General features: G+C 53.5%; 19 protein-coding genes. 8 read left to right on the top strand and 11 right to left on the bottom strand.

The window, feature by feature from the left end; translation table 11 throughout:
• Positions 1-70: 70 nt before the first annotated feature.
• The 4 genes from asr to rstA form a co-directional block, all read right to left on the bottom strand.
• Positions 71-544, bottom strand: coding sequence for an acid resistance repetitive basic protein Asr (gene asr, locus ACPUC8_RS00815; RefSeq protein WP_039334324.1), 474 nt, complete (start codon positions 542-544; stop codon positions 71-73).
• Positions 545-714: 170 nt separating this feature from the next.
• Complete coding sequence (locus ACPUC8_RS00810) at positions 715-2,202, bottom strand: carboxypeptidase M32 (protein WP_494925444.1); 1,488 nt, start codon at positions 2,200-2,202, stop codon at positions 715-717.
• Positions 2,203-2,214: 12 nt separating this feature from the next.
• The gene (gene rstB, locus ACPUC8_RS00805; protein ID WP_494925443.1) at positions 2,215-3,525 is read right to left on the bottom strand and encodes a two-component system sensor histidine kinase RstB; all 1,311 of its coding nucleotides are present in this window, start codon (positions 3,523-3,525) and stop codon (positions 2,215-2,217) included.
• Positions 3,522-4,247 (bottom strand): two-component system response regulator RstA, encoded by a 726-nt coding sequence (gene rstA, locus ACPUC8_RS00800; protein ID WP_039334329.1) that lies wholly within the window; start codon positions 4,245-4,247, stop codon positions 3,522-3,524. The genes rstB and rstA overlap by 4 nt, the downstream gene beginning before the upstream one ends.
• 176 nt (positions 4,248-4,423) lie before the next feature.
• On the opposite strand from rstA, the gene ACPUC8_RS00795 reads away from it, so the two are divergent.
• Positions 4,424-4,837, top strand: coding sequence for a hypothetical protein (locus tag ACPUC8_RS00795; protein ID WP_039334331.1), 414 nt, complete (start codon positions 4,424-4,426; stop codon positions 4,835-4,837).
• On the opposite strand, the gene ACPUC8_RS00790 is transcribed toward ACPUC8_RS00795, so the two are convergent.
• Both ACPUC8_RS00790 and ydgH read right to left on the bottom strand, forming a co-directional pair.
• Positions 4,838-6,229, bottom strand: coding sequence for an amino acid permease (locus ACPUC8_RS00790; protein WP_494925442.1), 1,392 nt, complete (start codon positions 6,227-6,229; stop codon positions 4,838-4,840).
• A gap of 211 nt (positions 6,230-6,440) precedes the next feature.
• Entirely contained in the window at positions 6,441-7,397 is a 957-nt protein-coding gene (gene ydgH / locus ACPUC8_RS00785) for a DUF1471 family protein YdgH (RefSeq protein ID WP_039334336.1), read from the bottom strand.
• Between the two features lie 539 nt (positions 7,398-7,936).
• Here ydgH and pntA point away from each other — a divergent pair.
• Together pntA and pntB are read left to right on the top strand one after the other, a co-directional pair.
• A complete protein-coding gene (gene pntA / locus ACPUC8_RS00780) occupies positions 7,937-9,469 on the top strand; it encodes a Re/Si-specific NAD(P)(+) transhydrogenase subunit alpha (RefSeq protein ID WP_494925441.1) in 1,533 nt (510 codons plus the stop codon).
• 11 nt (positions 9,470-9,480) lie between these two features.
• Positions 9,481-10,869 carry a Re/Si-specific NAD(P)(+) transhydrogenase subunit beta gene (gene pntB / locus ACPUC8_RS00775; RefSeq protein WP_494925440.1) on the top strand — a complete coding sequence of 463 codons (1,389 nt, stop codon included), beginning with the start codon at positions 9,481-9,483 and terminating at the stop codon, positions 10,867-10,869.
• 46 nt (positions 10,870-10,915) lie between these two features.
• On the opposite strand, the gene uspE is transcribed toward pntB, so the two are convergent.
• Positions 10,916-11,872 (bottom strand): universal stress protein UspE, encoded by a 957-nt coding sequence (uspE, locus tag ACPUC8_RS00770; RefSeq protein WP_039334341.1) that lies wholly within the window; start codon positions 11,870-11,872, stop codon positions 10,916-10,918.
• A gap of 118 nt (positions 11,873-11,990) precedes the next feature.
• Positions 11,991-12,743, bottom strand: a complete 753-nt coding sequence (fnr, locus tag ACPUC8_RS00765; RefSeq protein WP_039334343.1) for a fumarate/nitrate reduction transcriptional regulator Fnr — start codon at positions 12,741-12,743, stop codon at positions 11,991-11,993.
• Positions 12,744-13,039: 296 nt separating this feature from the next.
• Between fnr and smrA the strand changes: the two genes are divergently transcribed.
• Positions 13,040-13,606, top strand: coding sequence for a DNA endonuclease SmrA (gene smrA / locus ACPUC8_RS00760; protein WP_039334345.1), 567 nt, complete (start codon positions 13,040-13,042; stop codon positions 13,604-13,606).
• Here the strand turns inward: smrA and ACPUC8_RS00755 are convergent, their stop codons facing one another.
• Positions 13,607-14,527: a LysR substrate-binding domain-containing protein gene (locus tag ACPUC8_RS00755; protein ID WP_039334347.1), complete on the bottom strand. Its 921-nt coding sequence runs from the start codon at positions 14,525-14,527 to the stop codon at positions 13,607-13,609.
• Positions 14,528-15,003: 476 nt separating this feature from the next.
• On the opposite strand from ACPUC8_RS00755, the gene ACPUC8_RS00750 reads away from it, so the two are divergent.
• Positions 15,004-16,338: an MFS transporter gene (locus ACPUC8_RS00750; protein WP_039334349.1), complete on the top strand. Its 1,335-nt coding sequence runs from the start codon at positions 15,004-15,006 to the stop codon at positions 16,336-16,338.
• 88 nt (positions 16,339-16,426) lie between these two features.
• Positions 16,427-17,764: a 2-oxoadipate dioxygenase/decarboxylase HglS gene (gene hglS, locus ACPUC8_RS00745; protein ID WP_494925439.1), complete on the top strand. Its 1,338-nt coding sequence runs from the start codon at positions 16,427-16,429 to the stop codon at positions 17,762-17,764.
• A 67-nt stretch (positions 17,765-17,831) separates the two neighbouring features.
• Here hglS and ACPUC8_RS00740 read toward each other — a convergent pair whose 3' ends face one another.
• Positions 17,832-18,266, bottom strand: coding sequence for a DoxX family protein (locus tag ACPUC8_RS00740; RefSeq protein ID WP_039334353.1), 435 nt, complete (start codon positions 18,264-18,266; stop codon positions 17,832-17,834).
• Positions 18,267-18,458: 192 nt separating this feature from the next.
• Here ACPUC8_RS00740 and ACPUC8_RS00735 point away from each other — a divergent pair, with 192 nt between their 5' ends.
• Complete coding sequence (locus ACPUC8_RS00735) at positions 18,459-19,976, top strand: carboxylesterase/lipase family protein (RefSeq protein ID WP_039334355.1); 1,518 nt, start codon at positions 18,459-18,461, stop codon at positions 19,974-19,976.
• A 213-nt stretch (positions 19,977-20,189) separates the two neighbouring features.
• Positions 20,190-21,866 carry a methyl-accepting chemotaxis protein gene (locus ACPUC8_RS00730; RefSeq protein WP_494925438.1) on the top strand — a complete coding sequence of 559 codons (1,677 nt, stop codon included), beginning with the start codon at positions 20,190-20,192 and terminating at the stop codon, positions 21,864-21,866.
• On the opposite strand, the gene ACPUC8_RS00725 is transcribed toward ACPUC8_RS00730, so the two are convergent.
• Positions 21,824-22,705, bottom strand: a complete 882-nt coding sequence (locus tag ACPUC8_RS00725; protein WP_494925437.1) for a LysR substrate-binding domain-containing protein — start codon at positions 22,703-22,705, stop codon at positions 21,824-21,826. The two genes, ACPUC8_RS00730 and ACPUC8_RS00725, sit on opposite strands and share 43 nt — an antisense overlap.
• Positions 22,706-22,740: the final 35 nt, after the last annotated feature.

Here is a 22,740-nt window from a genome sequence, read left to right as displayed (position 1 = left end):
AGTAAATAAACACCCGGCATAACCGGGTGTTTTTTAAATATTAATGCGGTGTTGGCGCTAAGAGCCGAACTTATTTAGCCGCTTTTTTCACTTTGTGATGCTTTTTAGCAGCCTGAGCTTTCTGAGCTGGTTTAGTTACTTTTTTGTGGTGCTTTTTAGCAGCCTGAGCTTTCTGTGCAGCTGGCTTGGTTGCTTTTTTGTGGTGCTTTTTAGCAGCCTGGGCTTTCTGTGCAGCTGGCTTGGTTGCTTTCTTGTGGTGCTTTTTAGCAGCCTGAGCTTTCTGTGCAGCTGGCTTGGTTGCTTTTTTGTGGTGCTTTTTAGCAGCCTGAGCTTTCTGTGCAGCTGGGGCTTTCTTAGCTACTTTTTTGTGTTTCTTAGCTGCCTGCGCTTTCTGGGCAACTTTTTTATGGTGAACAGCTTTATGCTTAACCGGTGCTGCGGTAGTAGTAGCGGCGGCAGCCGGAGCAGCAGTTGTCTCAGCAGCGAAAGCAACAGAAGACATACCCATAGCAGCGGCGATCACCAGTGCAACTAATTTTTTCATCGCAAAATCCTCGAACTATTTTTTCATGTGTAGCCCACTGCGGGGCCGGTGAAAGAACTATATGAAAAACAATTCGGTCTTTCCGTGAGGCATTGGTATCGGCGTGTAACGGAATGTACAAAGCTGGGTAAAGGATGTGAAAAGGGCGGCCTGACTGGCCGCCGCGCAGTTTACTCAGAGAGGTAGCGTTGTTCAAGGTGCTGGCGGAAATAGTGCGGATTCAGCGCTTCCCCTGTCGCATTGATCAGCAACTGCTGCGTAGGGAAGCGGCTGCCGTGTTGCCAGATGTTCTGCTGTAACCAGTCAAAGACTGGCTGCAACTCGCCGTCGAGGATCAGTTCATCCACCTGCGGAATCGCCCGCTTCACCGCCTGGAACAGCTGAGCGGCATACATGGCGCCCAAGGTATATGTCGGGAAGTAACCAAAGGCACCGTCGGTCCAGTGAATATCCTGCATACAGCCGTCACGGTAATTGCCACGGGTGTCAATGCCGAGCGATTGCTGCATCTTTTCGTCCCACAGCGCAGGGATATCTTCAACCTCAATGTCACCTTCAATCAGCGCGCGTTCAATCTCGTAACGCAGGATCACATGCGCCGGATAACTCAGTTCATCTGCATCAACGCGAATAAAACCGGGTTTGACACGCTGGGTCTGGCGAATGAAGTTGCTGACTTCCAGTGCGGGCTGATCCCCCATCAAAGCCACCACCTGCGGGTGAATGTGTTGCAGGAAGCCGTTGCTGCGCCCCAACTGCATCTCCATAAACAGGCTTTGTGACTCGTGCATCGCCGTGGAGCGCGCATGAGCGACTGGCTGTCCCCGCCACTGCTGCGGCAAGTTCTGCTCGTAGCGAGCGTGGCCCGTTTCATGGATCACGCCCATCATGGCACTGAGAAAATCGTTCTCATTGTAACGCGTGGTAATGCGCACATCTTCTGGCACGCCGCCGCAGAAGGGGTGGGCGCTGACGTCAAGACGACCATGATTGAAGTCGAAGCCGAGCGTTTTCATCACACTGAGACCCAGTTGTTTCTGCGCTTCAATGGCAAAAGGACCAACAGGAGCCGCGATAGGGGTTTTCTGCTGTTTTGCTACGGCTTTTTGCAGCAGGTCTGGCAACCAGCTTTTTAACTCGCCAAAGGTGCTATCGAGTTGGGCGCTGGTCATGCCGGGCTCGAACACATCCAGCAAGGCATCATAGCGGGAAACACCGGATGCATCTGCACGCAACTGGGCTTCTTCACGGCTGAGTTTGACCACTTCTTTTAAGTTGGCAGAGAAGCCAGCCCAGTCATTGGCCGGGCGCTGCTGACGCCATGCATGCTCACAACGTGAGCCCGCCAGCGATTTCGCTTCCACCAGCGCTGCGGGCAGGATTGTCGCCTGCTGCCACGCACGTTGCATTTCACTGAGGTTGGCCTGCTCAACGTCGTTCAGAGATTCCTGCTGTGCAGCATCGAACAAACCGCCGAGACGCTTATCGGTCAACAGTTCATGCATGAAGACACTCAATTCGGCCATGGCTTCGCCACGTGCCTGACTGCCGCCCGGTGGCATGGTGGTTTGCATATCGACGCCAGCGATAGCGCCCAGGTGACCGAAGCGCGATAAGCGCTGGAATGTACGGCTAAGTTGCTGATAAGCGGATGTCACAGTTGAAGCTCCTTATGACGGTAAACGGGGCGGAATGTCTCGAAAGGGTAGATCAATCGGCCAGCAGAAGCGAACGCAGGCACCGCCTAACGGGCTGCTCTCAATACTGACCTGTCCCTGCAGCGCTTGCGCGATAGAGTGAACAATCGCCAGGCCTAAACCACAGCCGCCCGTGGCGCGGTCGCGACTGGGATCAAGACGCACGAACGGTTCAAACACGCGTGCACGCTCTTCCAGAGGAATGCCGGGACCATCATCTTCTACCTGTAAATTAGCCATCGCGCCGTCAAACCACAGGCTGACGCGCAATCGCTGTTGGGCATAGCGCAGGGCATTATTGACCAGATTATCCAGCACGCGTTCCATCAGGCGAGTATCCGCTGCACCGACATTTTCCAGTTGCGGGATATCCAGCGCGATCTGCGCCTGCGGATTCATGGTTTGCACATCTTCGATATGCAGCCGCAACCATTGGGCAAGGTCGAATGACTGCAAATTGAGGTCAACACGCGGGCGATCCAGGCGAGCGTAGGTGAGTAATTCTTCGATCAGGCTCTCTAACTGGCCCACATCGCGGTTTAGCGCGGCGGACTCCGCTTCACTCAGGTTATCGCTCATTTCTAAGCGATAACGTAATCGCACCAACGGCGTACGCAGCTCGTGCGCGATGCCATCAATCAACTGTTTCTTACTGGCGACCAGCGTATTGATGTTATCCGCCATTTGGTTAAACGCGACGCCCAGGCTGTGCAGGCTGGATGTGCTTTCAAAATGGGTACGCACATCCAGTTCACCGCGACCAAAGCGTTGTGCCGCTTTCTCCAGGCGTTGCATCTCCTGCCAGTGCGGCCGCAGCCAGATAAACACCGGCAGCGCCAGTGACATTCCGATAAAGGCCAGTAAGGCGATATCGAGGATGCGCATTTGGTGCAGATAGAACAGGTACGGAATCGGGCCGACAGAGAGCACATAATGGCTGCGCGGAATATGCTGCAGGAAGGTGTACTGATCGTCCTGCGCGACAATCTCACCTGCGCGCAGACGACGCATGTCGGCTTCATCCAGCTGATACTTGCTCATCGGTTCGATATGTAGCTCAAACGACAGATCGAGATCGAGATTGCGGATGGTTTTATTCCAGTCACGCGGCGGGATCTCGCGCAGTTCGCTGCGCATCAAAAACAGCGAGCTGGCCATCAAGTCGTTCATCGACTGACGACCGGCGCGTTCGGCGGTGAACTTGTACACCAGACCGACCAGCAGCGTCATCACCAGAAAACAGACAAACAGCAGCAAATAGAACTGAATGAAGAGCTTTCTCATGCGGAGCGAGTATCCCAGGCCTGTGGTGCGAACAGATAACCTTTATTACGGATAGTTTTGATGCGGAACGGTTCGGTGGCGCTGTCATAAAGCTTCTTACGCAGGCGCGAGATCGCCACATCAATACTGCGATCCATGCCGTCATAGGTCACGCCACGTAACGTTTTCAGCAGGGCATCACGATTCAATATCTGCCCAGCATGGGTTGCCAGCTCCCACAGCAAATCGAAATCAGCTGTAGACAGTGTGATATTTTCCTCGAACAGCGTCACCTGACGATTCAGTGAATCTATCGTCAATGAACCAAAGCGCAGCACGCGCTGTGAGCTCTGCACGGCGGGCGCCACTTCCGGCTGCACACCTTGCGCCTGGCGCAGGTGCAAACGCAGACGCGCCAGCAGTACGGCAGGCGGCGTGGTTTTCAGAATGTAATCGTTGGCACCCATTTCCAAAGCGAGGATGTGGTTCATATCGCTATCGAGTGAGGTCAATAACACGATCGGGCCTTGCCAGTGGGCGCGAAGATCGCGGCACACCGTCATGCCATCTTTGCCGGGAAGCATAATATCCAGCAAAACCAGATCGGGGTCGACCTCAAGAATGGTGGCTTCTGCACGGTCACCGCGGGTTTCAACCGTGACTTCAATATCGTGGCGGCCAAGGTAAGCGGCGATCAGTTCGCCCACTTCTGGCTCATCTTCCACATAGACAATTCTGTTCATATTTCTCTGCGCGTGATGAGAATGACAGCAGCATAACTTTTCCTGGTCCTGAGCTCTACGCTATCGCACGAAATATCCCTCTCTGACTGGTATGTTCCCAGGGAAATGTGCCATTATTAGCGGCGCGTTGTAGCGCAAGGTTCGGAACCGCAATAAAAACCAGGAGGAGTGCGAGGGTGTCTGATAAAGAGCTGGCTTCAGCCGGATACAGTGACCGCATCTGCTTCAATTACAGTGATTTTCTCTCCGCTTCCTGCAAAAAACGCTGGAGTTTTGTCGATGCCATTTACGGCGTGATGCCCATCTTTGGCATGGTGACGCGTAAATCTGCGCATGGCTTAGCGGCCAGTGACGATCACCTCAAAGAATTAGCATTACAAATCATTTCAACCCAGGTCAGTGACGAGATAAACATCGCTCGACTCATCACCTTAGCTGAACAGCAACACATCAGTCGTTTCGATATCCAGTTACCTTATCCTTTGTCAGCGGAGCAGCTTGACGCTATCCATCAGGAATACCGTAAAGCGCTCAATCTGACACAGCAGGATGACCTGCTGTGTGTTTCTATTCCGGTACAACCCCACTAATTACTGCGTGAGCTGCCATACCGCAGGCAGTGAAGCCGCCATCAGCAAGACAATCGCAATGCGCTCCAGTTGTGATAACACCTTGTCACTGCGACCGCCGCGTCGCGCATAGAGGAACAGCAGTAATCCCGGCGCATACAACACCACGGAAAGTAGCAGATGCAGCGGGCCAGAAGCATACAGCAACCACACCCCATAGGCGCTGGCACCGATGCCGGTGATCATCGCCAACGGTTTGTTCTGCCCGCGCACCACTTTAATCAGATATAACCCGACCAGCAGATAGGGCACCAGAATCATCTCTGAAGCAATGGTCAGCAAGGTGTTGTAGTCGGCACCGGTGATGGCGATCAGGATCAGACACAGCTGCACGCTGCCATTAGTGAGCCATAATGAGGCGGCGGGCGAGTTGTGGCGGTTCTGGCGTGCAATAATACGCGGAAAAGCGCCTTGCTGCGCGGCGAGGAAGGGCACTTCGGCTGCCATAATGGTCCAGCTCAGATACGCACCGCACACGGAAATGATCAAGCCTACGGCGATCACCGCATTACCCCAATGCCCCATTAATTGCTGCATTAATCCTGCCATGGAAGGGTTACGCATCTGTGCCAATTCAGCGCGCGGTACCACACCTAATGACAGTAGCGTCACCAGAAGATAAACCAGCAGCGCTGCGATCACTGCGAGCATGGTAGCGCGTCCAACATCTTTCTTATAACGCGCGCGTGCAGAGACCACCACGGCGCCTTCAACGCCGATAAAGACCCAAAGCGTGATCAGCATGGTTTGTTTGACCTGCTGCCACAGCGGCTGCCCGAGCGTCAGCCCACTGAAATCCACGCTGAAACGATCGTAGTTGAAGGCCAACAGCGCCAGCACCACAAACAACAGCAACGGCACCAGTTTGCCCAAGGTGGCCAGCAAATTAATGCTGGCTGCGGTTTGTACGCCGCGCAATACCAGGAAATGCACCAACCACAGCAACACCGAGGCACCCAGCATCGCTTGCCAGGTATTGCCATCACCCAAGACTACGTGATCCGGTGTGTCGGTGAAGAAACTCAGTGCTGAGAAGACGATGACCAGATAGGAGACGTTCGCGATCACCGCGCATAACCAGTAGCCCCACGCGGAGCAAAAGCCCATTAGCTCGCCAAAACCTGCGCGTGCGTAAGCAAAGATTCCGCCATCCAGCTCGGGTTTCAGACGTGTCAGCAACAGCATGGCCAGCGCAAGAAAAATGATCCCCACGCCCGTAATCAACCAACCAATCAGCAAGGCGGCGGGTCCCGCTACGGCGGCCATATTTTGCGGCAGGCTAAACACCCCTGCGCCCAACATTGAACTGAGTACCAGCGCGGTGAGTGCACCAAGACCTAATTTTTTATCCAAAACGCCATTCCTGAGCAGCAGAGTATGCTGGGTAGTGACTATTCCGCCGGAGAGTAACGTGGCAATCAGCCGGGATTGAAACGGAATAACCTAAAAACAGGCGAAGGATTTTACGGAGAGCGAATGGGGAAGGCAATGCAGGATTATGCAAATTTGCGCACAGACTATGCAAACAGAAACGCAGGGCGACAATTGCCGCCCTGCATCGGTATTACTTGAACAGATCGGCAGTCACCGTCAGGTTACCGCCGCTTTGATTCGACCACTGGCGGGTGACGTGATAATACTTCGCGCCCTTATCGGCGGCACGTTTAGCCACAGCTTCAGAGATTTCTGTCGGTGTACCGAAATGATCTGAGAAAGTAATGGTATCAAACGGCTGCATTTGCGCTGCAGTGATGGCATTCACTTCCTGCACGCTGCGGCCATCAGCCAGCTTCACAGTATAGCGCTCACCGGTAGAACTCTGGGTTTCGAAGAAACGTCCTACACTGCGGCTTGGGGAATCGGAAGATGCCACGCCTGGAATGGCGACTTTTTTGGCTTCTGCGCCGCCTGCTGCCAGCGCTGCTTTACCGGCCTCGGAATCGGCAGGGATAGAGTCAGAGACGCTCTGTACCTTACGCTCAGCTGCATCAGCTTTATAGACGTAAGCAGTCACGTACTGGTTGCCGCCGTTGTTTGCATCAACCTGACGCACAATAAAGAAAGAGGCTGCGCCTTTATCTTTCGCTTGTTTAGCAATAGCTTCATTTACGTCCGGCTGGCTGGAGAAGAAACCACTGACGGAAACGGTATCGAATGGCTCTAAACGATACGCTTCTGCTTTTGGTAACTCCTTCACGCCATTAAACATACGATACTTTGTTGACTGGTCCGCTTTGGGTGCGTTGGCTTTGTAAAGGTCTGCCGTAACACGCCAGTTGCCGCCGTTGCCATTGGTGTCGTTGATACCTTGCACATAGAAAGAGTCAGCGCCTTTCTCATCGGCGGCTTTAGAGATGGCATCAGTGGCATCACCGATGGCATTAAAACGGCCGTTGATATTAATACGTTCGAATGGCTTCAACGCGGCCGCTTGTTCTGGCGTCAACTCTTTGGCAGCAAATGCATTTGCTGCCAGCAGAGATAACAAGGTGGACGCCAGAATGGTGTTCTTCAGCTTCATAAAAATGATCCTTCGCCTTACGCAAAATGAGTACGAAAACGTGCTGGACTCTTGATGTATAACAGATTAGCCGCTGATTATTGCATGTAATAATCAGCCTGTCTCAGCCAATTTATGCGCATAAGATTGACAATCACCGCAAATTATTCATCGACATGTCATTTGCCTATGCTATGGCTTTTTTTTAACCAGGTTACCACTAATTCTGGTAACGCATAGTGCCATAATGGTTAAAGTATTGTTAAATAAAGGTTTTTAAAAACACTTAATTCGACATGACACGATTTTGCGCAGCAGATTATTTTTTATTACGTCTTAAAACTAGTGGCAAAACGTGGCATTCAATCTTTGCATCTGAATATTTGAGTGAATGTCATAAGTGTGCGTTATCGCTGTGGATCACTTTTCACATTTTCAGTAGGTTATAAAGACTTTGTTACATTGCGCATTTTGCTCATAAAAAGCTGAAACGCTGTTTCAGCCTTATGGGCTTGTGCCACTTACAGAACCTCATCCTTTAATTGTTGAAAGGAAACAGTATGTTAATTGGGATACCCAAAGAAAGGTTAGCCAACGAGTCACGCGTCGCCGCGACGCCTAAGACCGTTGAGCAACTGATCAAGCTGGGATTCAGCGTAACTGTCGAACAGGGCGCGGGAATGCGTGCCAGCTTCGACGATGAAAGCTTTATCGCCGCTGGTGCCACTGTCAGCAGTACCGCTGATGTCTGGCAGTCTGACATTGTGTTAAAAGTGAACGCGCCTGATGATCAAGAAATTGAGCTGACGCGTGCCGGCAGCACGCTGGTGAGTTTTATCTGGCCAGCACAAAATCCGGCATTGCTGGAGAAACTGGCTGCCCGTCAGGTCACCGTGATGGCGATGGATTCTGTGCCGCGTATTTCACGCGCGCAGGCTCTGGATGCACTGAGTTCCATGGCGAATATCGCCGGTTATCGTGCGATCGTCGAAGCTGCTCACGAGTTCGGACGCTTCTTCACCGGACAAATCACCGCAGCAGGCAAAGTGCCGCCAGCGAAAGTGATGATCATCGGTGCGGGCGTTGCGGGTCTGGCTGCTATCGGTGCAGCAGGGAGCCTGGGGGCGATTGTCCGTGCCTTCGACACCCGTCCAGAAGTTAAAGAGCAGGTGCAGAGTATGGGCGCCGAGTTCCTGGAGCTGGACTTCGAAGAAGAAGCCGGTAGTGGCGATGGCTATGCAAAAGTGATGTCCGAAGCCTTTATTAAGGCAGAGATGGAACTGTTTGCCGCCCAGGCGAAAGAAGTCGACATCATCGTGACTACCGCCCTGATTCCTGGTAAACCGGCCCCGAAACTGATCACTGCAGAAATGGTTGCCAGCATGAAGCCTGGCAGTGTGATCGTCGATTTAGCGGCTGCCACCGGTGGTAACTGTGATCTCACCGTCGCCGATCAGGTTACCCTGACCAGCAACGGCGTGAAGATCATTGGTTATACCGATCTGCCAAGCCGTCTGGCGACGCAGTCTTCTCAGCTGTATGGCACCAACCTGGTCAACCTGCTGAAACTGCTGTGTAAAGAGAAGAACGGCGAAATCACCGTCGACTTCGAAGACGTCGTGGTCCGTGGCGTCACTGTAGTCCGCGAAGGCGAAGTGACCTGGCCTGCACCGCCAATTCAGGTTTCAGCCGCACCTAAAGCTGCGCAAGCCGCCGTTGAGCCGAAAGCTAAATTGGAAGCTAAACCGGTTTCGCCTTGGCGCAAGTATTTGCTGCTGGCCTTGGCGATTGTGCTGTTCGCCTGTCTGGCCAACGTGGCACCGGCAGAGTTCCTGTCTCACTTCACCGTCTTTGCGCTCGCCTGCGTAGTCGGTTATTACGTGGTCTGGAACGTCAGTCATGCTTTGCATACCCCGCTGATGTCTGTCACTAACGCCATATCCGGCATCATTGTCGTGGGTGCGGTATTGCAGATGGGTCACGGTGGCTGGGTGACGTTCCTGGCTTTCGTTGCCGTACTGATTGCCAGCATCAATATCTTCGGTGGTTTCACCGTCACCCAGCGCATGCTGAAAATGTTTCGTAAGAATTAAGGGGTAACAATATGTCTGGCGGATTAGTGACTGCAGCATACATTGTTGCCGCAATTCTGTTTATTTTCAGCCTTGCGGGTCTCTCAAAGCATGAGACCTCCAAGCAGGGTAATATTTTTGGTATGAGCGGCATGGCGATTGCCCTGCTGGCCACCATCTTCGGTCCTAACAGCGGTAACGTTGCGTGGATCCTCTTGGCGATGGTGATCGGTGGTGCAATAGGCGTGCGTCTGGCGAAGAAAGTCGAAATGACAGAAATGCCAGAGCTGGTGGCGATTCTGCACAGCTTCGTGGGTCTGGCTGCGGTACTGGTGGGCTTCAACAGCTACCTGGACCATGCACCGGGTCTGGCACCGGTGATGGAGAATATCCATCTGACGGAAGTGTTCCTCGGCATCTTTATTGGTGCAGTAACCTTCACTGGTTCCCTGGTGGCATTTGGCAAACTGCGCGGCAAGATCTCCTCAAAAGCGTTGATGCTGCCGCATCGCCATAAAATGAATCTGGCGGCGCTGGTGGTTTCCTTCCTGCTGATGCTGTGGTTTGTTCAGACGGACAGCACCGCTTCGCAAGTGGTTGCGGTGCTGTTGATGACCGTGATTGCGCTGGTGTTCGGTTGGCATTTGGTGGCCTCGATTGGCGGTGCGGATATGCCCGTGGTGGTCTCAATGCTGAACTCCTACTCCGGTTGGGCCGCAGCGGCTGCAGGTTTCATGTTGAGCAACGACCTGCTGATCGTGACCGGTGCGCTGGTCGGTTCTTCCGGTGCCATCCTCTCTTACATTATGTGTAAAGCGATGAACCGCTCGTTCATTAGCGTGATTGCCGGCGGTTTTGGCACGGACGTGAGTGTCGGTGGGGAAAGCGAAGAAGAGGGTGAGCATCGTGAAATCACGGCCGAAGAGACCGCAGAGCTGCTGAAAGGCTCTTCATCGGTGATCATCACCCCTGGCTACGGCATGGCGGTGGCGCAGGCACAGTATCCGGTGGCGGAAATCACCGATAAACTGCGTGCGCGCGGAATCAAAGTGCGTTTCGGTATCCACCCGGTTGCCGGTCGTTTGCCAGGCCACATGAACGTGTTGTTGGCGGAAGCGAAGGTACCATATGACGTGGTGCTGGAAATGGACGAGATTAACGATGACTTCAGCGACACCGACACCGTACTGGTCATCGGTGCCAATGACACTGTTAACCCGGCAGCGCAGGAAGATCCGCGTAGTCCTATCGCGGGCATGCCGGTGCTGGAAGTGTGGAAAGCGCAGAACGTGATTGTGTTCAAGCGCTCGATGAACACCGGCTACGCGGGTGTGCAGAATCCACTGTTCTTCAAAGACAATACCCAGATGCTGTTTGGCGATGCCAAAGCCAGCGTAGAAGGTATTTTGCGCGCGTTGTAAACCGAGTAGTAAGAAGAAGGGCGACCCGAGGGTCGCCCTTGTTGTTTTAATCGTCTTCGTCTTCTTCGTCGTCGTAATCAATCGGCGATTTAAAATCGTCAGGTTTGATCGCCAACAAATCACAGCGCAGGTGGTCAATCACCTGTTCCGCGGTATTTCCCAAAAACGCTGCGGATAAGCCGGTACGCCCAATGGTGCCCAGCACCACAATCCCGGCCTCCAGATGTGAAGCGATATCCGGAATGACTTCCTCGGGTAAACCTTTCGCCACGTGGGTAAATTCTTCCCCGATGGAGAATTTCTGCCGTAAGGCTTTCATGGCCACCAGATGCTGGCCGCGGATCGCGTCGTTATAAACGCTAGGGTCGAAGTCTGGCAACTCGATAGCGATGTTGATAGGGGTGATCGGATAGGCGCCGACCAGGTGAACTTCCGTGTGGTTGACCATGTCGGCCAACAGCGCGGTTTCGCGGATCAATTTCTGATTAAGCTCATCATGATGGGGTTCTTCGCTCGCCAAATTGACCGCCACCACTGCTTTACCGCCTTCCGGCCAGGGCTGATCTTTTACCATCCACACTGGGCAAGGGCATTTACGCAACAGATGCCAGTCGGTAGGGGTAAAAATCACCGCTTCCAAGCGATCATGCTGGTGGGCCATTTTCAGCACTAAGTCATGCTGATGCGCCATCACTTCCTGAATAATCGCTTCGTAAGGTCGGTTGTGCCACACCACGGCGATTTCGATGTCAACGCCAGCATCCAGATAGGCATGGGCCTGTTGGCGAATCCACTCGGTACGTTGGCTGATCACCCCTTTACGCATGTTGGACCGCTCATCAGGCGACAACAAGGTGGTCATTTCATAGGAAAAGTCGTAGATAGGCAGGAAAGCTTTGATTTTTCCGCCGATACGTTGATTGAGATACACCGCACGGCGCAGCGCGGGTTGGTCATCCTGCTGGGCGTCAATCACAACCAGAATATTTTGGTACCGGGACATAAGGCAATCTCCTCAAACCAAAGCAAGTTGGATTAAAGATAGCCTAAGTTGGCGCAGGGCAGAAGGGGAAAAGTTGTTGCCGGATCAATAAAATAACATTTATCGACCCGGCACAGAATCAGGCGGCTTGTTCAGTCTGTCCAGCCAGTTCTGCTAACAATGCATGATTTTCAATGGTGATGTATTTGCCTTTTACTGCCAGCATACCGCTTTTCTGGAAGCGGCCCAGCAAACGGCTGATGGTTTCTACCGTTAGTCCCAGATAGTTACCAATGTCGCCGCGTGTCATGGTCAAACGGAACTCACGCTGTGAGAAACCACGCTGACCGAAACGGCGCGACAGGTTCCAGACAAAAGCAGCCAGGCGCTCTTCCGCATTCTTTTTCGATAGCAACAGGATCATGTCCTGATCGCCTTTAATCTCGCCACTCATCAGACGCATCATCTGCTGGCGCAGTGCGGGCATTTTACCGGAAAGGTCGTCGAGGGTTTCAAAAGGAATTTCACACACCATAGCCGTTTCAAGCGCTTGGGCGAAGCTGGGGTGATGCGCGCCGACAATGGCATCAAAGCCGACCAGATCTCCGGCAAGATGGAAACCAGTAATTTGTTCGTCACCCTGTTCAGTAATGGTGTAGCTTTTAATGGTTCCGGAGCGGATAGCGTAAAGCGATTTCAGTTCATCACCGGCTTTGAACAGCGTCTGGCCTTTCTGAATCGGCTTTTTGCGTTCGATGATATTATCCAGCTGATCAAGTTCGTGTTCGTTCAGCGTGAAGGGAATACACAATTGGCTAATGCTGCAATCCTGACAATGGATGGCACAACCGCCTGACTGAATACGTCGAATGCTGCGTTTTTCCTGGATCATATAGGTTCGCTCGGTGATTATTGACTGCCGTCAATTTTAACATTTTTATTGGTTAAGGGAACTCATCCGAGCAGTAATAATCCTAAAAACCCCACTAAAGGCGGGTATTCCTGCATTTACGCAACCTGGATGCCAACGCATTTATTGATCTGGCACGTTTTCTTTCCATGTTTACATCTGTTCACAGCTTGTCATCAGACAAAACGTGACAGATGTGATGCTAAAAATCCTTTGCTACTATTTTGCTTTTGAGCGGCATGTTGCGTTCAGCAAACCACCAGGCGTGAGACGAAACCATGAACCTTGACGATGAAGACCTTTTCCGGGATGCCATGGGCGATGTGACACCACTGAAAGATTGCGCTAACACCCAATGGCTGCGCGCACCCTCGACCAAAGAACCGCGCGCTGCGCAATTGAGTGATGAAGATGAAAATTTCCTGACCCGAGGCTTTCTCGACATTATTCCACTGACGACGCCGCTGGAATATAAAACAGAAGGGGTTCAGCAGGGCGTACTGGATAAAATGCGACAGGGGAAATACCCGCTGGATGCCAGTCTGAATCTGCTGCGGCAGCCAGTGGAAACTTGCCGTCAGTCGTTGTTTAGTTTTATGCGACAAGCTCAGAAACAAGGGTTGCGTAATCTGCTGATTATCCATGGCAAAGGCCGTGACGATGAATCACATGCCAATATCGTGCGTAGCTATCTGGCGCGCTGGCTACCTGAATTCGAAGAGGTGCAAAGTTTTTGCATCGCTCAGCCGCAGCATGGTGGTGGTGGCGCACTCTACGTCGGCTTACGTAAAACCGAACAGGCACGCCAGGATAACCGTGAGCGCCACGCCAAGCGCAGCCGTTAGTCAGGTGTGGAATTTACGAATGGTCGCCATCAGCACTTCGGCACTGAGGCTAAGGCTACTCGCGCTTCGCGTAATGATCCCGACCGGTTCTCCCGGTCCCGGTGAGTTAATCGGAAGTGCCGCGACGGCCTGATGGCTCAAATCTTCTTTAATGGCACCAGAAGGCACAAACCATACATAGTCATAGCGCAGTGCCAGTTGACGGGCGAGGGAAGTCGATGACGTTTCCACGCAGTTGGCGGGAAGAGAACAACCCTGTTCGTCCAGCATATGCTGCGCGATACGGCGCGGCGCGGTGCCTTCTGGCGAAATCACCACCGGCCATTGCATGGCGCGCGACAGCGTGACGTTGTCACTTAAAAGAGGGTGTTCAGGTCGTACAACCAGCTTAAGTGACTCCAGGAACAGCAACTCATAAGTGAGTCCTGCCATCATTTCACTGTCCGCCATACGACCGATGCCGATATCAAATTCTCCGGCACGCAGACCCGCCAGCAGCACGTTGTTGTGCAAGGTTGCAACCTGCACTGTGGTATTGGGCTGTTGCTCATGGAACCGGTCAAGAATCTGCGGCAGCATCCCCATCGCCGCGGTGGTCAGGGCACCCAAGCGGATCACCACAGGACGACCGGGCTGAGGGGCGTTGAAACTTTGGCCCGCATGATTGAGTGCATCCAGCACTTTCACCGCATGGACCAGAAATTGCTCGCCCAGCGTGGTGAGTTGCGCGCCGAGGCGACCGCGTTCAAACAGCCGTGCTCCTGCCAGCTCTTCCAGCTCGTTGAGCGTTTTGGAAAGCGCAGGTTGGCTGAGATTCAGGGTTTCAGCCGCGCGCCCCAAGGTCCCTTGTTGTGCGACAGCCACAAAGGTGTGTAAATGGCGCAAGCGAATGCGCTGATTGAAAAGGATATTTTTGTCCATAACCCTCAACATAATGAGTTTTAGCGGGTGGCGGCAACTGAAAAAGGGGAATTATGTTAACTTCACTGCAAAATTATATTAACAAAATCGGCAATCCGTACCGGTTTGACTAACGCATTGTAATCATTTGATAAATTGAAAACGCATTTCAGGGCAAAACTATCACCTGTTGTAATATCAACTGCTTAATCTCGCAAAATTTGAATAATTCTCAGTTACACTCAAAAATCCTGCCCGTTATTGTTAACGATGAGCTATCATTAGCGCCGTTTTTTTTACCAAAACTGATGATATACCCTAAATAATTCGAATTTCAGCACAAAAGCGCTTGCGCTGGCCCGCAGGCCGAATCACGCGGCAAGTGGGTGAATCCCCGGTTGCTTACATCTTAAGTGAGTAGGGTGAGCACGCGCAGCCAACGCAACTGCGGTTCGAAGTATGACGGGTACAGACGATGAAAGTGCAGGAGTTAATCCGTGACCAGCGTTGAAGCCGTAGATGTTCGCCAGCTCATTAATCAGAGTGCGCTCAGTCGCTGGCAAAAGCGCCTGATTGCACTGTGCTTCATCGTTGTGGCATTGGATGGTATGGACATTGCGCTGATGGGCTTTATTGCCCCGACATTGAAAGTCAGTTGGGGCGTAACCAACCATCAACTCGGCATGGTGATCAGTGCAGCGCTGATCGGGCTGGCGTTAGGCGCAATGGTCGCCGGGCCCTTAGCCGATCGCTATGGTCGTCGGGTCATGATATTACTCAGCGTCGGCTTCTTTGGTTTGTGGACGCTGGCAACTGCCATGGCGCAAAACGTGGAACAGATGATGCTGTTCCGTTTTCTTACCGGCCTGGGGCTGGGCGCGGCGATGCCGAATGTCGGGACGCTGGTGGCGGAATATGCACCTGAGCGCCGCCGCTCTTTCATCATTACCGTGGTGTTTTGTGGCTTTACCTTTGGTGCTGCCTCCGGTGGATTTGCCGCCTCCTGGTTGCTACCTCGCTATGACTGGCATTCGGTGATGCTGATGGGCGGCGTGTTGCCCTTGGTTGTGCTGCCATTCTTGTTGCGCGGTTTACCTGAGTCGGTGCGGTTTCTCATCAGTCGCCGTGCGCCTGCTGCACGCATCCACGCCATTCTTGAACGTATGTTGCCTGGCGCGGTCCAGCCTGAAAGCCATTATCAATCCAGTGAACATGTCGCCGTGCGTCGAGGTGCGGTGGCCACGGTGGTGTCATCGCGCTACTTGTTTGGCAGCCTGATGCTGTGGGGCGGCTACTTTATGGGCTTGTTCCTGGTGTATCTGATCGGCAGTTGGATGCCATCACTCATTAATACTTTGGGCATGTCCGTCACGGAAGCGGCTATTGTCACCGCCATGTATCAGGCGGGCGGTACCGTGGGTTCGCTGTTTGCCGGTTGGCTGATGGACCGCATCAATGCCAATATCGCTCTGGCAGTGATCTATTTCTGTGGGGGTATTGCGATAGTCGCGCTGGGCTTCTCACCGGCTGAGGTGGGCTTAATGAGCGCGATTGCCTTCTTCAGTGGCTTCTGTTTCAACGGGGCCAATACCGGCATGAATGCCTTATCCGCCAGCTATTATCCTACGCATGCACGTGCCACCGGGTCCAGTTGGATGCACGGCGTTGGGCGCGTGGGGGCAATTATGAGCGCGTTTGTAGGCGCAGAGTTGCTTTCTCTCGGCTGGTCCTTCAGCCAGATTTTCCTGTTGCTGGCAATCCCGGCCGTTTTGACCACCATCATGCTGGCGTTGAAGTGTCGTTTTGGTGACCAGGCCGAGCGGCTTGAGTGACAGGGCGATCACAGTTCGACGAAATTCTCCCACGGCGTTAAAGGGTTGATCTACATTAGCAACAATCCTTTAGCCCGAGGTGATGACCATGGAAAACTTTCTCACCAGCGATGCCATTCGCACGCTGTTCTCCCAGGCCATGTCCAGTATGTATCAGCAAGAAGTGCCTCAGTATGGCACGCTGACGCAACTGGTCACCGCCGTGAATGAACGCACGCTGGAAGCCAATCCCGCCTTAAAAAACCGCCTGGCAGCCGCCGATGAACTGACCCGTCTAAGCGTTGAACGCCATGGTGCGATTCGTGTGGGAACGGCTGCTGAACTCAGTATGCTACGGCAGATGTTTGCTGTAATGGGTATGGAACCGGTGGGGTATTACGATCTGTCCCAGGCGGGTGTGCCGGTTCACTCTACGGCTTTTCGTCCTGTCAGCGACAGTGCGCTGCGGCGTAATCCCTTCCGCGTCTTTACCTCCTTGCTGCGACTGGAATTGATTGATGATCCGGCATTGCGCGAACAGGCCGCTGCGATTTTAGCGGCGCGGGATATTTTCACTGCAGAGTGTCGAGCGTTAATTGCCCGGCATCAGCAACAGGGTGGATTAGATGCCGCTGATGCGGCCCGTTTCGTCAAAGAGGCACTGGAAACCTTCCGCTGGCATGCCCATACCACGGTGGACAGTAACACTTACCACGCCTTGTCTCAGCAGCATCGTCTGGTGGCTGATGTTGTGTGCTTCCAGGGCTGTCACATTAACCATCTCACACCGCGCACCCTTGATATTGACCGCGTGCAAGCGCTGATGCCCTCACGCGGTATTGATCCGAAAACGCTGATTGAGGGGCCACCTCAACGGCAGGTGCCGATTTTGCTCCGTCAAACCAGCTTTAAAGCGCTGGAAGAGGCAGTGCATTTTAACGATGGATCGCCGGGTACCCACACCGCGCGCTTTGGTGAGATTGAGCAGCGCGGTGCCGCATTGACGCCGAAAGGCCGTGCACTCTATGACCGTCTGTTGGCGGAAGCGGGAACCGGCCGCGACAACCAGCATCATCAGCAGCATCTCAGTGCCGTATTTCGTGACTTTCCCGATGTTGAGGACTCGCTGCGGGAGCAGGAGCTGGCATGGTTCCGCTACCGTTTAACCGATAAAGGGGAACATCAGCGTCCACAGCCGGGTGAAAGCGTGGCGCAGTTGCTCGCTGAGGGGCGGTTGCAGGCCGAGCCAATTATCTATGAAGATTTTCTGCCAGTGAGTGCAGCGGGCATTTTCCAGTCTAATCTGGGTGATGAAGTGCAGGCGCGTAGCGCCGGAAATGCCAGTCGCGCGGATTTTGAAGCCGCCTTGGGTGCAAAGGTGCAAGACGAAATGGCGCTCTATCAGCAGATGCAACAGCGCAGTCTGGCGCGTTGCGGCATTGTCTAAGCTTGAGAAAGCCGGCCTGTGGAGGGGCAATCCCCTCCATCGGACCGGCTATTTTTTCTTCTATTATTTATTGCAGGCGCGAATCACGCACCAGCGTGTACTTCCCGGCACCCAAAAACATGATGGCAAGCGCGCCAAGCAAATAAAGGGCTTCTGTTTCCAGAGACCAGGCACCCACATCCGTGCGATGCCAGATGGCGCCCATTTTTACCAGTAAGGTCGCGACAATCATATTCACCGCAATAATGAAGGCCGCTGGGCGCGTCATTAAACCGATGATCACCATCACAGGTGCCACTATTTCCCCGATGTAAGCACCGTAAGCGATGAAACCTGGCATACCTTTTACGGCCAGCAAATGGGCTATCCAGTCGACGCCATGCATCACTTTGAATTCGCCATGAAACAGTAGCAGGCCGCCAAATGTGAGACGTAACAGCAGTTTACCGAAATCCGGGTGATCACTCATCCGGTTGAACATCTGATTGATTCCACCGAACATCGCGCTTCTCCGTCTCGCCAGGTTAACTTAAAACTCTAGAACAAATTGCCATGCCAGGGTTAGCCAAAAAATTTGATGGTGTTGTTCAGTGGATCGAATGCTGCTTCGGCTTAATCTGCAAATGCTTTCGGAACATGGACATTCGTGCAAGGCCTGCAAATAATGGAACTACGCATTATCCGGGAACCCGAGATGAAAAACGAACGACGTCTGAGGATTATGACCGCAGAGGGCGAACTCAGAGGCCTGATTGATGATGATCTCTTTGTCTTCAAGGGAATACCTTACGCCGCCGCACCGGTAGGCGAATTACGCTGGCGTCCACCGCAGCCGGTCGCCCCCTGGAAAACGGTGCGTGATGCCACCGAGTGGGGCAATGCCAGTTGGCAGAATCGTGACTATTGTGTGGCCGTTGGCGGTGGTGATCCGGGCTGTTTTAGTGAGGACTGCCTTTACCTTAATATCTGGACGCCGGACGTCGAGCCTTCGCACCCGATGCCAGTGATGGTTTGGCTGCATGGCGGCGGCTTTACCATCGGCGCTGGCAGCCTCGATCCCTACCGTGGTAAAGCCCTGGCAGCGCAGGGCGTGATTGTGGTGACGCTCAATTATCGTTTGGGCCATTTCGGTTTCTTTGCGCATCCTGCGCTGGATGCCGAATATCAGGCCAAATCGGTAGTCAATAATTTCGCCCTGTTAGACCAAATCGCGGCATTGCAGTGGGTTCAGCGTAATATTCCGGCATTTGGCGGCGATCGCCATAATATCACGCTGTTCGGCGAGTCTTCGGGGGCGCGCAGCGTGCTGTCGCTGTGTTGTTCACCCTTGGCAGAAGGGCTGTTTCACAAAGGGATTGTGCAGAGTGCTTATAGCTTGCCGGATGTGCCACGTAAAAAAGCGCAGCAGATTGGTAAGCAGGTCGCGGCACACTTTGGTTTGCCCGAACAGGCCACTGCAGCGCAATTGCGTGAATTACCTGCCGACCAGTTTTGGTCGTTGCAGCGATCGCTGGGATTAGGACCGGTGGCAATCAGTGGTGATACGGTATTGCCTAAACCGATGCTGGACACTTTTATGGCAGGCAAACAGCATCGCGTGCCGCTGATGGTGGGTAGCAACAGTGATGAAGCCAGCGTGTTGGACTATTTTGGTGTTGATGCCGCGCAGGTGTTGCAGCAGATGCGTAAGAAAAACCGTTTTAGTTATAGCCTGATGAAATGGTTATACGATATTCATGACGATACGTTATTAGGCCGCTCGGTAGCGCGGGACATGGCCTTCACGGTGATGCCATTGCTGGTCGCGCAATCTCAACACGATATTGGAATGCCGGCCTGGCGTTACTGGTTCGACTATGTCTCAGAGAATGCGCGCGATCTCTATCCACACGGCACCTGGCACGGCAATGAAATTCCTTATGTGTTCAATACGCTTTGCACGCTGACACCGCCGGTAGCGCAGGCTTACACCGAGACGGATCAAGCTTTCGCGCGAAAGGTCAGCGCGTTTTGGGTCACTTTTGCGCGTGATGCCACGGAGTTTAGCTCGGAACTCCGGGGGGAGTTAGCCTGGCCGGTTTGGCGACCGCATGCAGACCTGACTTTAGCTTTTGGTCACGACGGTCAGCCTCAGTCAGTATTAAAGGCGAAATTTATGCGAGGACGCCTGCGGCTGTTCCGCATGATGATGCGCAACCACGTCAAACTTTGATAAGTGCGCTAATAGTGAAATTGCGCAAATGATTTTTTAAGGCAAATTTTCCGCTAACCCACTGATTAATATTGATAGCCAGTTTTATCCGCCTTAAGCAGCCAGCAATTAATTAGCTTATTAAACCGTTACATTTTCCCTAACCGATGCCGATAAACGCAATATGCCCTATTTTATCGGGCCTCCTTCGCGTTTCACACCAAGGGATTATGTATGGGTATCTTAAAAAACTTCACTATTCGCGCCGTGATGCTGACCATTCTGGGTTTGTTCTGCCTGTTGTGGTGTGCAGTTGGGTTATTCAGCGTTCACTCGCTTAATGCCCTCGGCGATGGGAATGAGATTGACCGTGAGTTAGTCAATCAGATGACGGTACTGAGCAAAGGAAACGATCAATATTTCCGCGTAGTCACACGTTTGTCACGTGTGATGGAGGGGCGCGCAGCGGGCGCTGTCGTTACCGCCGAAGCCTTCGCACCGGTACAGCAAGCGCTGGACAATATGAAAGATCAGCTCGCGCAATTTAAAACCATGGCGCCCGGTCCAATGGACAGCGAAACCGCCAACAGCGTGATTGCTAACTGGCAAAAACTGTTGGACGAGGGCATTGCACCGCAGGTTTCGTTAGCACAACAGGGCACAGTGGAAGCCTATCGGGCACAGGCAAATAACGTGACGCCAGCGTTGAGCCGCGCATTTGGTACCAGTGCTGATGCATTCAACAAAGCGGCAGGCAGCAAGCTGGATGAAACCCGCGTCAATGTCGATAAACTCACTAACATGACCAAGATGATCATTCTGGTCGCGGTGGTGTTTGGTCTGGTGATTCTGCTGTTCACCGATCGCTACCTGGTGGCGATGCTGGTAAAACCGCTGGAGCGTGTGCGCAATCACTTTACGGTGATCGCCCAAGGGGATTTGAGCCAGCCAATTGAGGATTTTGGCCGTAACTGTGTGGGTAAGCTGGTGCCGCTGCTACGTGCTATGCAGGACAGTCTGCGCGACGCCGTGAGTGCGATTCGCAGCGGCACGGAAAATATCTACCGCGGTGCGGCAGAGATTTCATCGGGCAATAATGACCTCTCTTCGCGCACTGAAGAGCAGGCAGCGGCACTGGAGCAGACGGCTGCCAGCATGGAGCAGTTAACCGCCACCGTGAAGTTCAACGCCGACAACGCGCGTCAGGCCAGTGTTCTGGCCGAAACAGCCACCAGCACGGCGCAGCAGGGCGGTCATTTGGTGGGTGAAGTCGTGACCACCATGGAAGGCATCTCTGGTAGTTCGAAGAAAATTGCTGAGATCACCAACGTCATCAATAGTATTGCCTTCCAGACCAATATTCTGGCGCTGAACGCCGCGGTAGAAGCCGCACGCGCGGGTGAGCAAGGGCGTGGTTTTGCGGTGGTGGCGAGTGAAGTGCGTAACCTTGCACAGCGCAGTGCCAACGCCGCTAAAGAGATCGCCACGCTTATCGAGGATTCAGTGCAGCGTGTAGGCAAAGGTTCCGAACTGGTGAGCAGCGCAGGCACGACCATGAGCCAGATTCTCAAATCGGTTCAGGACGTCAATGAGATCATGAAGCACATTGCCTCGGCATCCGAAGAGCAGAGCAAGGGCATCTCACAAGTGGGCACCGCGGTGACCGAGATGGACAGCGTCACCCAGCAAAATGCGTCATTAGTTGAGGAAGTTTCCGCTGCGGCCAGCGCCCTGGAGCGTCAGACGCAAGAGCTGCAGGCATCGGTGGCGAAATTCCGCTTATCCGATAGCACACCGGTGAGTCAGGTAGCTTCAGCATCTAAACACAGCGAACTGCGCCGTCCCGTGCTGGCTCCTGCCACCGCCGTTCAGCCTAAATCGGCCAGTGCCGACGATTGGGTCTCATTCTGAGACTGACATAGCCACGCCACCAGTTCCGGCAGGAACGGTGGCGCATCCTCTTCCGAACGCTGTAACAAGCTATAGGCGGCCCCGGTTGCGACACAATCCGCAAACGGGGCAATTAGCCGACCATTGGCTAAATCATTTTGCACTAACGTCACATCTGCCACCGTCACGCCAAACCCTTGCATTGCTGCACTGATTGCCAAATCCATGGTGGCGAAATGCTGGTTACGCGACATGGGCAGATGCACGTTTTGCTTAGCAAACCACAGCTGCCAGTCACGCATATCATTGGTGGGATGTAAAAAGGTGAACTTAGCCAGATCGCTGATGCTACCCGGAGGGGAAATGTGGCTGCCCAGCACGGGTGTCAGCTGCTCATCAAACAGGCGGATTGACCCCGCCGGTGGGGCGCCAAACACAATTGCGGCGTCATAGTTCTCCAGCAGCGAGGCATGATCCAGCGTGGTGGTGAGTGCCACATGAACCTCAGGGCGCTGCTGTTCCAGTGCCACCAGACGTGGCACTAACCAACGCATCGCGCAGGTGGGGGCTTTTAATCGTATTGAGGCGTTGCTACGGCTGGCTTTTTCCGTGGCACTGAGCAGCATCGCGTAACCTTGTTGCAGCTCTGGCAGCAAGGCTGCACCTTGTGCTGTGAGATGCAGCCCACGCGCATGGCGCTCAAACAGAGCAAATCCCAGCCAACTCTCCAGCGTGGCGATTTTGCGGCTCACTGCACCCTGGGTGATGCACAGCTCAATGGCCGCACGCGTCAGATTGAGATGGCGTGCGGTCACCAAAAATGCATGGATGGCATTTAGCGGTAGAGCAGAACGGGACATGGCGGCCTCAAGCTATGATTTTTAATCATGGCTAT

The sequence above is a fragment of the Pantoea sp. CFCC18177 genome (assembly GCF_059412425.1).
The sequence above is the reverse complement of the archived record's forward strand: the minus strand, read 5'-3'. Positions and strand labels throughout refer to the sequence as shown.

Bases quoted from the DNA above. Each gene is read 5' to 3' on its own strand.
- ydgH (WP_039334336.1), bottom strand. From the start codon at position 7,397: ATGAAGCTGAAGAACACCATTCTGGCGTCCACCTTGTTATCTCTGCTG.
- ACPUC8_RS00740 (WP_039334353.1), bottom strand. From the start codon at position 18,266: ATGTTCGGTGGAATCAATCAGATGTTCAACCGGATGAGTGATCACCCG.
- rstB (WP_494925443.1), bottom strand. From the start codon at position 3,525: ATGAGAAAGCTCTTCATTCAGTTCTATTTGCTGCTGTTTGTCTGTTTT.
- ACPUC8_RS00735 (WP_039334355.1), top strand. From the start codon at position 18,459: ATGAAAAACGAACGACGTCTGAGGATTATGACCGCAGAGGGCGAACTC.
- pntB (WP_494925440.1), top strand. From the start codon at position 9,481: ATGTCTGGCGGATTAGTGACTGCAGCATACATTGTTGCCGCAATTCTG.
- asr (WP_039334324.1), bottom strand. From the start codon at position 544: ATGAAAAAATTAGTTGCACTGGTGATCGCCGCTGCTATGGGTATGTCT.
- uspE (WP_039334341.1), bottom strand. From the start codon at position 11,872: ATGTCCCGGTACCAAAATATTCTGGTTGTGATTGACGCCCAGCAGGAT.
- rstA (WP_039334329.1), bottom strand. From the start codon at position 4,247: ATGAACAGAATTGTCTATGTGGAAGATGAGCCAGAAGTGGGCGAACTG.
- ACPUC8_RS00725 (WP_494925437.1), bottom strand. From the start codon at position 22,705: ATGTCCCGTTCTGCTCTACCGCTAAATGCCATCCATGCATTTTTGGTG.
- hglS (WP_494925439.1), top strand. From the start codon at position 16,427: ATGGAAAACTTTCTCACCAGCGATGCCATTCGCACGCTGTTCTCCCAG.
- smrA (WP_039334345.1), top strand. From the start codon at position 13,040: ATGAACCTTGACGATGAAGACCTTTTCCGGGATGCCATGGGCGATGTG.
- fnr (WP_039334343.1), bottom strand. From the start codon at position 12,743: ATGATCCAGGAAAAACGCAGCATTCGACGTATTCAGTCAGGCGGTTGT.
- pntA (WP_494925441.1), top strand. From the start codon at position 7,937: ATGTTAATTGGGATACCCAAAGAAAGGTTAGCCAACGAGTCACGCGTC.
- ACPUC8_RS00730 (WP_494925438.1), top strand. From the start codon at position 20,190: ATGGGTATCTTAAAAAACTTCACTATTCGCGCCGTGATGCTGACCATT.
- ACPUC8_RS00755 (WP_039334347.1), bottom strand. From the start codon at position 14,527: ATGGACAAAAATATCCTTTTCAATCAGCGCATTCGCTTGCGCCATTTA.